Origin of the sequence: Streptomyces sp. NPDC059142 (assembly GCF_042755665.1) — a bacterium.
In the GTDB taxonomy this organism is placed as follows: Bacteria; Actinomycetota; Actinomycetes; order Streptomycetales; family Streptomycetaceae; genus Streptomyces.
Map to the genome: position 1 here is coordinate 185,744 of NZ_JBHZDA010000002.1, position 12,390 is coordinate 198,133.

11 protein-coding genes are annotated in these 12,390 nt (G+C 73.9%); 9 read left to right on the forward strand and 2 right to left on the reverse strand.

Annotated features, from left to right (window positions below):
• Positions 1 to 1,188, reverse strand: a 1,188-nt coding sequence (locus ACFXPK_RS02000; protein WP_385070552.1) for an 8-amino-7-oxononanoate synthase, incomplete at its 3' end; no start/stop codon positions are given.
• 144 nt (positions 1,189 to 1,332) lie between these two features.
• Between ACFXPK_RS02000 and bioB the strand changes: the two genes are divergently transcribed.
• The 4 genes from bioB to ACFXPK_RS02020 all read left to right on the forward strand — a co-directional run bounded on the left by bioB (position 1,333) and on the right by ACFXPK_RS02020 (position 5,645).
• Entirely contained in the window at positions 1,333 to 2,544 is a 1,212-nt protein-coding gene (bioB, locus tag ACFXPK_RS02005) for a biotin synthase BioB (protein WP_385070555.1), read from the forward strand.
• Positions 2,537 to 3,880 (forward strand): adenosylmethionine--8-amino-7-oxononanoate transaminase, encoded by a 1,344-nt coding sequence (locus tag ACFXPK_RS02010; RefSeq protein ID WP_385070558.1) that lies wholly within the window; start codon positions 2,537 to 2,539, stop codon positions 3,878 to 3,880. The genes bioB and ACFXPK_RS02010 overlap by 8 nt, the downstream gene beginning before the upstream one ends.
• Positions 3,881 to 3,886: 6 nt before the next feature.
• Entirely contained in the window at positions 3,887 to 4,681 is a 795-nt protein-coding gene (gene bioD / locus ACFXPK_RS02015) for a dethiobiotin synthase (protein WP_385070561.1), read from the forward strand.
• A gap of 88 nt (positions 4,682 to 4,769) precedes the next feature.
• Positions 4,770 to 5,645, forward strand: coding sequence for a TIGR03621 family F420-dependent LLM class oxidoreductase (locus ACFXPK_RS02020; RefSeq protein WP_385070564.1), 876 nt, complete (start codon positions 4,770 to 4,772; stop codon positions 5,643 to 5,645).
• 15 nt (positions 5,646 to 5,660) lie between these two features.
• Here the strand turns inward: ACFXPK_RS02020 and ACFXPK_RS02025 are convergent, their stop codons facing one another.
• Positions 5,661 to 6,692 (reverse strand): medium chain dehydrogenase/reductase family protein, encoded by a 1,032-nt coding sequence (locus tag ACFXPK_RS02025; protein WP_385070566.1) that lies wholly within the window; start codon positions 6,690 to 6,692, stop codon positions 5,661 to 5,663.
• A gap of 101 nt (positions 6,693 to 6,793) precedes the next feature.
• Between ACFXPK_RS02025 and ACFXPK_RS02030 the strand changes: the two genes are divergently transcribed.
• The 5 genes from ACFXPK_RS02030 to purB all read left to right on the forward strand — a co-directional run bounded on the left by ACFXPK_RS02030 (position 6,794) and on the right by purB (position 12,254).
• Positions 6,794 to 7,258: a GNAT family N-acetyltransferase gene (locus ACFXPK_RS02030; protein ID WP_385070569.1), complete on the forward strand. Its 465-nt coding sequence runs from the start codon at positions 6,794 to 6,796 to the stop codon at positions 7,256 to 7,258.
• 128 nt (positions 7,259 to 7,386) lie between these two features.
• Positions 7,387 to 8,772, forward strand: coding sequence for a hemolysin family protein (locus ACFXPK_RS02035; protein WP_385070571.1), 1,386 nt, complete (start codon positions 7,387 to 7,389; stop codon positions 8,770 to 8,772).
• Positions 8,772 to 9,785 (forward strand): hemolysin family protein, encoded by a 1,014-nt coding sequence (locus ACFXPK_RS02040; RefSeq protein WP_385070682.1) that lies wholly within the window; start codon positions 8,772 to 8,774, stop codon positions 9,783 to 9,785. Before ACFXPK_RS02035 ends, ACFXPK_RS02040 begins: the two co-directional genes overlap by 1 nt.
• A 99-nt stretch (positions 9,786 to 9,884) precedes the next feature.
• Entirely contained in the window at positions 9,885 to 10,685 is an 801-nt protein-coding gene (locus ACFXPK_RS02045; protein WP_385070573.1) for an SGNH/GDSL hydrolase family protein, read from the forward strand.
• A gap of 135 nt (positions 10,686 to 10,820) precedes the next feature.
• Positions 10,821 to 12,254, forward strand: a complete 1,434-nt coding sequence (gene purB, locus ACFXPK_RS02050) for an adenylosuccinate lyase (protein ID WP_385006761.1) — start codon at positions 10,821 to 10,823, stop codon at positions 12,252 to 12,254.
• The last annotated feature ends 136 nt before the right edge of the window (positions 12,255 to 12,390 follow it).

Below are 12,390 nucleotides of genomic sequence, written 5' to 3' on the forward strand. Positions count from 1 at the left end.
GCCCCGGGGGGCGTGTGCCACGACGGGGCGTCCCGCGGTGCCGTTCGGGCCCACCGTCAGATCGGCACGGGCCGTCAGCCTGATCCGGGAGATGCCGTCCGGGACCGACGGCGGCCGGAAGCAGCCCACGGCCAGTCCGGCCGCCCGGCATTCGGCGGCCCAGCGCACGGCCGCCTCGGGCGACGGTGCCTGTACGGAGACCACGGCGGCGTCGGGCCGTACCGCCGTCAGCCCCGCTCCGGTCAGCAGCCGGTGGAGCGTACGGGCGACCTCCCTGGCCCGGCCGGCCCGTTCGGGCTCACGCCGCAGCAGCCGCAGGCTCTCCAGCGCGGCGCCGACCGACGCGGGCGCGAGCCCCGTGTCGAAGATGAACGTCCGCGCGGCGTTGACGAGATGGTCGATCACCTTGGCCGGCCCGAGGACCGCGCCGCCCTGGCTGCCCAGGGACTTGGAGAGGGTCAGGGTCGTCACCACGTCCGGGGCGCCCGCGAGGCCCGCCGCCGCGACGGTGCCCCGGCCGCCCGCGCCGAGCACCCCCAGGCCGTGCGCGTCGTCGAGGAGCAGGGCGGCGCCCCGGCCGCGGCAGGCCCCCGCCAGCGCGGCGAGCGGCGCGGCGTCGCCGTCCACCGAGAAGACCGCGTCGCTCACGACCAGGGCGCGCCGCCCCGGGTGCGCGTCGAGTGTCTTGGCGACGGCCTCGGGATCGGCGTGCGGTACGACGACGGTGTCGGCGCGGGAGAGCCGGCAGCCGTCCACGATCGAGGCGTGGTTGCCCGCGTCGGAGAGGAGGATGCCGTCGCGGGCGGTGAGCGCGGTGAGGGCGGCGAGGTTGGCCGCGTAACCGGACGAGAGGACCAGCGCGGCCTCGAAGCCGCAGAACGCGGCCAGTTCCCGTTCCAGTTCGGCGTGGAGGGCGGTGCTGCCGGTGACCAGCCGGGAGCCGGTGGCGCCCGCGCCCCAGCGGCGGGCCGCCTCGGCGGCGGCGCCGGTCACGGCGGGGTGCCGGGTGAGGCCGAGGTAGTCGTTGCTCGCCAGGTCCAGCAGGCCGGAGTCGGCCGGGCGCGGCCTGAGCGTACGGACCAGACCGGCCCGCTCACGGCGCAGCGCCTCGCCGTCGGTCCACGCGAAGGGGTCGGATCCGCCGGCCGGATGCGGAGAGTCCGCCGGGTCGAGGTGATCCTGCTCCATCGGTCCCGTCCTTTTGTAGGCAGCTCACAGACCTTAACCGCCCCCGAACCCATTTTTGGTGTGGCTATGCACACACCCCGATCCGATGGCCTTGTGGGGTTCCTCCGTGGTCAGGGAGCGGCCCGGTAGGTCAGGATCGGCGGTATGGATCTGCTGAACACGCTGGTGGAGAAGGGCCTGCGGCGCGAGCCGCCGACCCGTGAAGAAGCGCTCGCCGTGCTGGCGACCTCCGACGACGAGCTGCTCGACGTGGTCGCCGCGGCCGGCAAGGTGCGCCGTCAATGGTTCGGGCGGCGGGTGAAGCTGAACTACCTGATCAACATGAAGTCCGGCCTGTGCCCGGAGGACTGCTCGTACTGTTCCCAGCGGCTCGGTTCGAAGGCGGAGATCCTCAAGTACACCTGGCTCAAACCCGACGAGGCGTCCAAGGTCGCCGCCGCCGGGGTGGCCGGCGGAGCCAAGCGGGTCTGTCTGGTCGCGAGCGGGCGCGGGCCGACGGACCGGGACATCGACCGGGTCTCGCGGACCATCGAGGCGATCAAGGAACAGAACGAGGACGTCGAGGTGTGCGCCTGCCTCGGGCTGCTCTCCGAAGGCCAGGGCGAGCGGCTGCGCGCCGCGGGCGCCGACGCGTACAACCACAACCTCAACACCTCCGAGGCGACGTACGGCGACATCACCACCACCCACACCTACGCCGACCGGGTGGACACCGTGCGGCAGGCGCGGGCCGCCGGTCTCTCCGCCTGTTCCGGGCTGATCGCCGGTATGGGGGAGAGCGACGAGGACCTGGTCGACGTGGTCTTCTCGCTGCGCGCGCTCGACCCCGACTCGGTGCCGGTCAACTTCCTGATCCCCATGGAGGGGACCCCTCTGGAGCGGGAGTGGCACCTCACCCCGCAGCGCTGTCTGCGGATCCTGGCGATGGCGCGGTTCGTCTGCCCCGATGTGGAGGTCAGGCTCGCGGGCGGGCGCGAGGTGCATCTGCGCACCCTCCAGCCGCTCGCGCTGCACCTGGCCAACTCGATCTTCCTGGGCGACTACCTCACCAGCGAGGGCCAGGCGGGCCAGGCCGATCTGGAGATGATCGCCGACGCGGGCTTCGAGGTGGAGGGCGCGGGGACGTCGACGCTGCCCGAGCACCGCGGCGGCGGCTGCGCGCCCTGCGGCGGTGACGGCGGCGGCGCCTGCGGCGGATCCGACGCGTCCGCGGAGGCGGCGCCGGCCGCCGGGGAAGGGTCGGGGACCGCGCCGGCCGACGGGGAGAAGGCACAGGCGGCCCCGTCGGGGCTCCGTACGGACCTGGTCTCCGTACGCCGCAGGGGGGCGGGTACGGATCTGGCGCCCAATGCCTGACTCCCCCTCACTCCCCTCGCTCTCCTCGGGGCCGCTCGCGCCCGACGCGGTGCTCGCCCTGGACCGGGCGCATGTCTGGCACCCGTACGGCCCGATGCCGGGCCGTACGGATCCACTCGTCGTGGAGTCGGCCTCCGGGGTACGGCTGCGGCTCGCCGAGGCCGCGTACGGGCAGCGCGAACTGGTCGACGGCATGTCGTCCTGGTGGTCGGCGATCCACGGCTACAACCACCCCGTGCTCAACGAGGCGGCGCGCGGCCAGCTCGACCGGATGAGCCATGTCATGTTCGGCGGGCTCACCCATGAGCCCGCCGTCCGGCTCGCGGCCCGGCTGGTCGAGATCACGCCCGAGCCGCTGCGCCATGTCTTCCTCGCGGACTCGGGCTCCGTCTCGGTCGAGGTCGCCGTCAAGATGTGCCTCCAGTACTGGCGTTCGGCCGGGCGTCCGTCCAAACAACGGCTGCTGACCTGGCGCGGCGGCTACCACGGCGACACCTGGCAGCCGATGTCGGTGTGCGATCCCGACGGCGGGATGCACGGGCTGTGGTCGGGGGTGCTGCCCCGGCAGATCTTCGCGGACGCGCCGCCCGCCGCGTACGACGAGACGTACGCCGACGGACTGCGCGCGCTGGTCGCCCGCCACGCGGACGAACTCGCCGCGGTGATCGTCGAACCGGTGGTCCAGGGCGCGGGCGGGATGCGCTTCCACTCCCCCGCCTATCTGCGGGTGCTGCGGGAGGCGTGCGACGCGCACGACGTGCTGTTCGTCCTGGACGAGATCGCCACGGGCTTCGGCCGTACGGGCACGCTCTTCGCCGCGGAGCAGGCCGGGGTGTCCCCCGATGTGATGTGTGTCGGCAAGGCGTTGACGGGCGGCTATCTCACGATGGCGGCGACGCTCTGCACCGCGCGGGTGGCCGAGGGCATCGCCCGCGGGGAGGTCCCGGTGCTGGCGCACGGCCCGACCTTCATGGGCAATCCGCTGGCGGCGGCGGTGGCCTGCGCCTCGATCGACCTGCTGCTCGGCCAGGACTGGGCGGGCGAGGTCGAGCGCGTCGAGGCGGGGCTGCGCGAAGGGCTCGCGCCGGCCGCGGAGCTGCCGGGGGTCGAGGACGTGCGCGTGCTGGGCGCCATCGGGGTGGTCCAGCTCGACCACGAGGTGGACATGGCGGCGGCGACGCGGGCGGCGGTGCGCGAGGGCGTCTGGCTGCGGCCGTTCCGCGATCTGGTGTACACGATGCCGCCGTATGTGACAGGTGACGAGGACATCGCCCGGATCTGCCGCGCGGTGACCGCGGTCGCGGCGGACGCGGCGACCGCACGGCGAGAGGGCTGACCGACGATGCCGACCATGATCGTGACCGGGACCGGGACGGAGATCGGCAAGACCGTCGTGACGGCCGCCCTGGCGGCGGCGGCGCTCGCCCGGGGCCGGACCGTCGCGGTGCTCAAACCCGCGCAGACCGGGATGGCTCCGGGGGAACCGGGGGACGTGGCGGAGGTCGTACGGCTCGCCGGGCCGGTGACCGCGGTCGAACTGGCCCGGTTCCCCGAGCCGTTGGCACCCGCGACGGCGGCGCTGCGGGCCCACATGGAGCCGGTGCGCCCGGACAGGATCGCCGAGGCGGCCGAGAAGCTCGCCGCCGAACACGATCTGGTGCTGGTCGAGGGCGCGGGCGGGCTGCTGGTCCGGTTCGACGCGGCGGGCGCCACGCTCGCGGACGCCGCCCGGCTGCTGGACGCCCCCGTCCTGGTGGTGGCGGAGGCCGGACTCGGCACGCTCAACGCGACCGCGCTCACGGCGGAGGCGCTGCGGACGAGGTCGCTGACGCCGCTGGGTGTGGTGATCGGAAGCTGGCCGGCCGAGCCGGGGCTGGCGGCGCGCTGCAATCTGGCGGACCTGCCGGAGGCGGCGGGCGCGCCGCTGCTGGGGGCCCTGCCGGCGGGCACGGGTGCGCTGGACCCGGCGGACTTCCGTACACGGGCCGCCACCTGGCTGGCGCCGGAGCTGGGCGGCGGCTGGGAGGCAGACGCGTTCACGGCCGCCTTCGCCGCCGCGTCCACGGAGCCGGGGACGCCGGGAGCGCCGGGGGTGCCCGGGACACCGGGGGCGCCGGGAGTGCCCGGGGGTTTCTGACCCGGCACGCTTCCGGCGGAGGTTTTCCGTACGGAACGGGTATCCCTGGGGCGATACCCCCTATCGTGCGCGGCACGAAGGAGCGCCCATGACACGGCCCTTCCGGTTCGGTGTGAACATGACGACGCCCTCCGGAGGCGACGGGTGGCGCGCGCGGTGCCGGCGCGCCGAGGAGCTGGGGTACGACGTGATCCTCGTGCCGGACCACCTCGGGATGGTCGCGCCGTTCCCCGCGCTGGCCGCCGCCGCCGAGGCGACCGGGCGGGTGCGGCTCGGCACCTTCGTGCTGAACGCCGCGTTCTGGAACCCGGCGCTGCTCGCCCGGGAGGTCGCGACGGTGGACGCGCTCTCCGGCGGGCGGCTGGAGCTGGGGCTCGGCACCGGGTACGTACGGGAGGAGCACGAGCGCGCCGGGCTGGCGTTCCTGCCGCCGGGCGAGCGGGTCGGCCTGCTCAGCCGTACGGTCGCGGAGCTGGACCGGCTGTTCGCCGACGAGGCGTGTGCCCCGCGCCCCGCGCAGTCCCCGATGCCTCCGCTGCTGATCGGCGGGAACGGCGACCGGATGCTGCGGCTGGCCGCCGAGCGGGCCGCGATCACCGCCTTCACCGGGGCGCGGCACACCCCGGACGGCTTGCGGCCGCTCACCGCCGGAGAACTGGACGGCCGTGTGGCCGCCTACCGGGGGTTCGAGGCCGGGCGGGCGGCGCCCGCGGAGCTGAATCTGCTGCTCCAGTCCGTCGCCGTGACCCCCGACCGGCGGGCGGCGGTGCGGGGACTGCTGCCGAGGCTGCGGCTCGACGAGGACGAGGCGCTGGAGCTGCCGCTGCTCGCGGTCGGCACCGTACGGCAGATCGCCGATCAGCTCAGGGCGCAGCGGGAGCGGTACGGATTCAGCTATCTGACGGTCCTGGACCCGTGCATGGAGGCGTTCGGCCCGGTGATCGAGGAGCTGCGGGGCGGCTGACCCGGGGGCGCCGGCTCACGGGGTCAGTACGACCTTCCCCGCGACGGTGCCGGACTCGGCCAGACGCATCGCCTCGCCGGCCCTGGCGAGCGGCAGCCGGGCGGCGATCCGGACGGTGACGTCGCCGCGCAGCAGGGCGTCGAAGACCTCGGTGAGGTCGGTGCGCAGCCGGGCCCGGAACCGGTCCTTGGCGAGGGCGCGTCCGGCCCAGACGTTGTAGAAGCAGGCGCTGCGGCCGTTGGGCAGCGCGTTCCACAGCCACACCCGGCCGAGCAGCTTGATCACGGGCCACTGCTTGGACCCCTCGTCGTCCCGGGTGGAGGCGGTGCCGTACGAGACGAGCGCGCCGCCGGGCGCGAGCAGGTGCCAGGAGTCGACGACGGACCGGCCGCCGATGTGGTCGAAGACGGCGTCCACGCCGCCGGGGGCGAGCGCGCGGACCCGCGCGGCGACGTCCTCGGTGCGGTAGTCGACCGGGACGATCCCCCGTTCCCGCAGGGCGTCGTGGTGGCGCGCCGAGGCGGTGCCGATCATTTTCACCCCGGCGAGGTGGGCGAACTCGGCCAGGACCGAGCCGACGCCGCCGTTGACCCCGTGGACCAGGATGGTCTGCCCCGCCCGGACGCGCGCCTTGCGGTGCAGCATCTGCCAGGCGGTGATGCCGTTGACGACCAGGGTCTCGGCCTCCGCGGCGCCGACCCCGTCGGGGACCGGCACCGTGTCCGCCGCGTCCACACACACATGGCTGGCCCAGCCGCCGACCTTGACCATCGCGGCCACCCGGGTGCCGATCAGGCCGGGGCCGACGCCCTCGCCGGCCGACAGCACCGTACCGACCAGGTCGTAGCCGGGCACGAAGGGGAACGGCGGCTGGTCGTAGTAGCGGCCGCGGCGCATCTGCTGCTCGGCGAAGGAGACCCCGGTGGCCTCCATCCGGATCACGACCTGCCCGGGGCCCGCGACGGGGACGGTTCCCCGGCGTATCCGGAGCCCTTCCGGCGCGACCTTGCCCGGCAGTACGACCTCGACGAATCCTTCGGCGTCCATGACGTCCCCTCTCGCAACGACTGACTAGTTACTGACTATCCCCTTCGTTAGAAGTTATAACGCAGAAGCGGGCGCGGCGCCACCTCTGGTTGGCTCCTCTCATGAACGATCTGCGCATACGCCACGCCACCGCCCCGGACATCGACACCGTGCTGGGGTTCTGGCGCGAGGCGGCGGAAGGAACGAGCATCAGCGACGACCACGACGGGGTGGCCCGGCTCGTCGCACGGGACCCCGGCGCGCTGCTCCTCGCCGAGCGCGCCGGCCACCTCGTCGGGACCGTGATCGCCGGCTTCGACGGCTGGCGGTGCTCCGCCTACCGGCTCGCCGTCCATCCGGACCACCGGCGCCAGGGCGTCGCCACCGCTCTGATGGACGCCGCGGAGGAGCGGTTCGGCGCTCTGGGCGGACGCCGGGCCGACGCCATGGTCCTGGAGTCCAACGAGCGCGCGCACCGCACCTGGGCCACGGCCGGCTACCACCGCGAGGACCACTGGCGGCGCTGGGTGAAGCCGCTGGCCGGGACCGGCGGAGCGGGGACGGGAGCGGGGGCGCGGGACGCCTGAACGGCGGACCGCCGGCCGGAGACCGTACGGCGGTCGCACGCATGCCGGCCGGACCCACGGGCACCTGAGAACGGCCGACGCCGCGCGGTCCACGGCCCGTGCGGCGATCATGAGACGGAGGTGACCGGATGACCGAAGTGCTTCTGCTCCTGGTGGCGATCGCGCTGGCGCTGGCCTGCGGGGCGTTCGTCGCCGCGGAGTTCTCCCTCACCACCGTCGAGCGCGGCGATCTCGAACGGGCCGTGGAGCGCGGGGAGCGGGGGGCTGCGGGCGCGCTGAAGGCCGTACGGAGCCTGACGTTCCAGCTCTCCGGCGCACAGCTCGGCATCACCGTCACCAACCTGGTCGTCGGGATGCTCGCCGAGCCGTCCATCGGGAAGCTGATCCGCGGGCCGGTCGAGGCGCTGGGGCTCTCCCCGTCCACGGCGTACTCGGTGGCCCTGGTCATCGGGACGGCCCTGTCGACGATCGTGCTGATGGTCGTCGGCGAACTGGTGCCGAAGAACTGGGCGATCTCCTCACCGCTGGCGGTCGCGAAGGTGGTGGCCACGCCGCAGCGGTACTTCACGGCCACGTTCCGCCCGTTCATCGCCCATCTCAACAGCACGGCGAACCGGATCGTGCGCGGGTTCGGCCTGGAGCCCACCGAGGAGCTGGCGTCCGCGCGCAGCCCTCAGGAGCTGGTCGCGCTCGCGCGGCACTCGGCGAAGGAGGGCGCGCTGGAGCAGGACACGGCGGAGCTGTTCGTACGGACGCTGAGCCTGGCCGCGCTGACCGCGGAGAACGTGATGACCCCCCGCGTGCAGGTGATGGCCCTGGACGTACGGGCCACCGCCGAGGACGTCGCCAACGCGACCCGGGCCACCGGTCTGTCGCGCTTCCCCGTCTACCGGGGCAGCCTGGACACCGTCGTCGGGGTCGCGCACATCAAGGACGTCCTGAGGGTCCCGGCGGAGCGCCGGCCCCGGCTCCCGGTCTTCGAACTGCTGCGGGAGCCGCTGCTGGTGCCGGAGAGCCTGACGGTGGACACCCTCCTCGACCGGCTGTCGGGCGGCGTCACGATGGCCGTCGTCATCGACGAGTACGGGGGGACGGCCGGGGTGGTGACGCTGGAGGACATCGTCGAGGAGGTCGTCGGCGAGGTACGGGACGAGCACGATCCGCACGAGCGGTCCGATCTGGCACCGGTGGGCGAGGACGCGGACGGCAGGGCGCTCTGGTCGGCCGACGGCGCCGCCCGCGCCGACCAGCTCAGCTCGGTCGGACTGCGGATGCCGGAGGGCCCGTACGAGACCCTCGCGGGGCTGGTCGCCACCGAGCTGGGCCGGATCCCCGCGGTGGGCGACCGGATGGCGCTGGCGGGCTGGGAGCTGGAGGTCGTGGACGCCACGGGCCGGCGCGCGGCGCGGGTGCTGCTGCGCGCGCCCCTGACGGCGGACGGGGACACGGACGGCGCTCCGGGCCGTGGCACGGACACCGGCACGGGCCCGGGGGCCGGGAAGGACGCCGGATGATCATCGCCGTACAGCTCTTCGTCGCACTGCTGACCCTGGTCGTCAACGCGTTCTTCGTGGGGGCCGAGTTCTCCCTGATCTCCGTGCGCCGCAGCCAGATCGAGCCGCTCGCGGAGGCGGGCGACCGGCGGGCGCGCAGTGTGGTGTGGGGGCTGGAACACGTCTCGGCGCTGCTGGCGGCGGCGCAGCTCGGCATCACGCTCTGCACCCTGGTGCTGGGCATCGTCGCCGAGCCCGCCCTCGCCCATCTGCTGGAACCGCTCTTCGACGCGATCGGGATCCCGCACGGGCTCGTGCACCTCCTCTCGTTCGTGATCGCGCTCACCGTCGCCACGTATCTGCACATGCTGCTGGGCGAGATGGTGCCCAAGAACGTCGCCCTGGCCGGGCCCGCGCGGGCCGTGCTCCTGCTGGGGCCGCCGCTGGTCGCGCTGGCCCGCGGGCTGCGTCCGGTGATCTTCACGGTGAACGCCTTCGCCAACGGTCTGCTGAAGCTGCTCAGGGTGGAGACGAAGGACGAGGTGTCCGCCACGTTCTCGGACGACGAGCTGGCGCGGCTGGTCACCGACTCGGGCCACGCGGGGCTGCTCGACGACCGGGCGGCCGAGCGGCTGCACGACGCGCTGGAGCTGGGGCGCCGTCCGGTGCGCGATGTGGTGCTGCCGCTGGAGCGGGTGGTCTCGGCGCGGCTCGGGGTGACTCCGGAGGGGCTGGAGCGGCTGGGCGCGGAGACCGGCTTCTCACGGTTCCCGGTGGTGGATCCGGCGCGCCGCATCCTCGGCTACCTCCATGTGAAGGACGCGCTGGACGTGACGCCGCGCGAGGAGCCGTTCCCGGTCCCGGGGATGCGCGCGATCGCGCGGGTCAGGGCGACGACGCCGATGGACGACGTGCTGACGGCGATGCGCCGGGGCCGTACCCATCTGGCGGCGGTGCTGGACGAGGACGGGCGGCTCGAAGGTCTGGTGACGATGGAGGACGTACTGCGGGAGCTGGTGGGCCGGCACGCGTGAGCGGCCGGCCCACGTCCCGAAGCCCGCAGACGTACGGCCGGCAGGTGTGCGAGGGGCCGTGGGAGCCGGAAGCTACCGCGCGGTACGATCGGCTCCGCCATGGAGACGAATGCCAACTACACCAGTTTTGTCGCGCTCGGCGACTCGTTCACGGAGGGCATGTCCGACCTGCTGCCCGACGGCTCGTACCGCGGCTGGGCGGATCTGCTCGCCGCGCGGCTCGCGGCCCGTACCCCCGATTTCCGGTACGCGAACCTCGCCGTGCGCGGCAAGCTCATCGGCCAGATCGTCGAGGAACAGGTGGGCCTCGCCGCGGCGATGAAGCCGGACCTGGTGACGCTGGTCGGCGGGCTCAACGACACCCTGCGGCCCAAGGTCGACATGGGCCGGGTGCGCGGGCTGCTCACGGAGGCCGTGGAACGGCTCGCCCCCGCGTGCGGACAGCTCGTCCTGATGCGCAGCCCGGGGCGGAACGGCCCGGTGATGGAGCGGTTCCGGCCGCGCATGGAGGAGCTGTTCACCGTCGTCGACGAGCTGGCGGCGGCGCACGGCGCGCTGGTGGTGGACCTGTACGGGGTGCCGGCCCTCGGCGATCAGCGGATGTGGGACGTGGACCGGCTGCATCTGACGGCGGAGGGCCACCGCCGGGTCACCGAGGCGGTGTGGCAGACGCTCGGGCTGGCGGCGGACGACGACTGGCGCGCGGAGCTGCCGCCCGCCCGGCCGGAGCCGTGGCTCGCCCGTCGGACGAACGACGCGCGGTTCGCACGGCAGTACCTCGGGCCGTGGGTGATGCGCCGGGTGACGGGGCGCTCCTCCGGGGACGGCCGGGCGGCGAAGCGGCCGGAGCTGCTGCCGTACGAGGTACGCGGCCTGACACCGCCGGACCGGACTCCGTAGGACCCGACTCCGCGGGGCCGGGGTTCCGCGGGGTCGGGGTTCCGCGGGGCCGGGGTTCCCGGGTCGCGCCTTGGAGGAACGTACGAGAACGGGCGCGGCGCCGCACTGCGTCAACCGACAGTAGAATCAGCTCACGTGACTCCCAAGCCTCGTATCCCCAATGTCCTTGCCGGCCGCTACGCCTCGGCGGAGCTGGCCGTGCTGTGGTCCCCCGAGCAGAAGGTGAAGCTGGAGCGTCAGCTCTGGCTGGCCGTGCTGCGGGCGCAGCGGGACCTCGGGATCGAGGTGCCGGACGCCGCCCTCGCCGACTACGAACGCGTCCTGGACCAGGTCGACCTGGCGTCGATCGCCGAGCGCGAGAAGGTCACCCGGCACGACGTGAAGGCGCGGATCGAGGAGTTCAACGCCCTCGCCGGCCATGAGCAGGTGCACAAGGGCATGACCTCGCGCGACCTGACGGAGAACGTCGAGCAGCTTCAGATCCGGCTCTCCCTGGAGCTGACCCGCGACCGTACGGTGGCGGTGCTGGCCCGGCTCGGGAAGCTGGCGGGCGAGTACGGCGCGCTGGTCATGGCGGGCCGCTCGCACAACGTCGCCGCGCAGGCCACCACGCTCGGCAAGCGGTTCGCGACGGCGGCCGACGAGCTGCTGGTGGCGTACGGCCGGCTGGAGGACCTGCTGGGCCGCTACCCGCTGCGCGGGATCAAGGGCCCGGTCGGCACGGCGCAGGACATGCTCGACCTGCTGGGCGGGGACACGGCGAAGCTGGCCGAGCTGGAGCAGCGGATCGCGGGCCATCTCGGCTTCGCGCAGGCGTTCACCTCCGTGGGCCAGGTGTATCCGCGCTCGCTCGACTACGACGTGGTGACCGCGCTGGTGCAGCTCGCCGCCGCGCCGTCCTCCGTGGCGAAGACGATCCGGCTGATGGCCGGGCACGAGCTGGTCACCGAGGGCTTCAAGCCGGGCCAGGTCGGCTCCTCGGCGATGCCGCACAAGATGAACACGCGCTCCTGCGAGCGGGTCAACGGGCTGATGGTGATCCTGCGCGGCTACGCGTCGATGACCGGCGAGCTGGCGGGCGACCAGTGGAACGAGGGCGACGTCTCCTGCTCGGTGGTGCGCCGGGTGGCGCTGCCCGACGCGTTCTTCGCGTTCGACGGGCTGCTGGAGACCTTCCTGACCGTGCTGGACGAGTTCGGCGCGTTCCCCGCGGTCGTGGCGCGCGAACTGGACCGGTACCTGCCCTTCCTCGCGACGACGAAGGTGCTGATGGGCGCGGTACGGGCCGGGGTGGGCCGGGAGGCCGCGCACGAGGTCATCAAGGAGCACGCGGTGGCGTCCGCGCTGGCCATGCGCGAGCAGGGCGCCGAGCGCAACGAACTGCTCGACCGGCTCGCCGCCGACGCGCGTATGCCGCTCGACCGGGCGGAGCTGGACGCGCTGATGGCCGACAAGCTGTCCTTCACGGGCGCGGCGGAGGAGCAGATCGCGACCGTCGTGGGCCGGATCGAGGAGATCCTGAAGCGCCACCCCGAGGCCGCGGCGTACACGCCGGGCTCCATCCTGTGAGCGCCGGGGTACGCCGGACGCTCCGCGGATGACCCCCGAAGAGCTGGAAGCGCGCCCCCGCGCCCGCCGACACCGCCGCGCTCGCAGCGCGGGGCGCGCGGTGGGGTGTCGGTGGGGGGAGCGCCCCGCACGCGCG

Coding starts and splice junctions, on each gene's coding strand:
- bioB (WP_385070555.1), top strand. CDS start 1,333: ATGGATCTGCTGAACACGCTGGTGGAGAAGGGCCTGCGGCGCGAGCCG.
- ACFXPK_RS02010 (WP_385070558.1), top strand. CDS start 2,537: ATGCCTGACTCCCCCTCACTCCCCTCGCTCTCCTCGGGGCCGCTCGCG.
- bioD (WP_385070561.1), top strand. CDS start 3,887: ATGCCGACCATGATCGTGACCGGGACCGGGACGGAGATCGGCAAGACC.
- ACFXPK_RS02020 (WP_385070564.1), top strand. CDS start 4,770: ATGACACGGCCCTTCCGGTTCGGTGTGAACATGACGACGCCCTCCGGA.
- ACFXPK_RS02025 (WP_385070566.1), bottom strand. CDS start 6,692: ATGGACGCCGAAGGATTCGTCGAGGTCGTACTGCCGGGCAAGGTCGCG.
- ACFXPK_RS02030 (WP_385070569.1), top strand. CDS start 6,794: ATGAACGATCTGCGCATACGCCACGCCACCGCCCCGGACATCGACACC.
- ACFXPK_RS02035 (WP_385070571.1), top strand. CDS start 7,387: ATGACCGAAGTGCTTCTGCTCCTGGTGGCGATCGCGCTGGCGCTGGCC.
- ACFXPK_RS02045 (WP_385070573.1), top strand. CDS start 9,885: ATGGAGACGAATGCCAACTACACCAGTTTTGTCGCGCTCGGCGACTCG.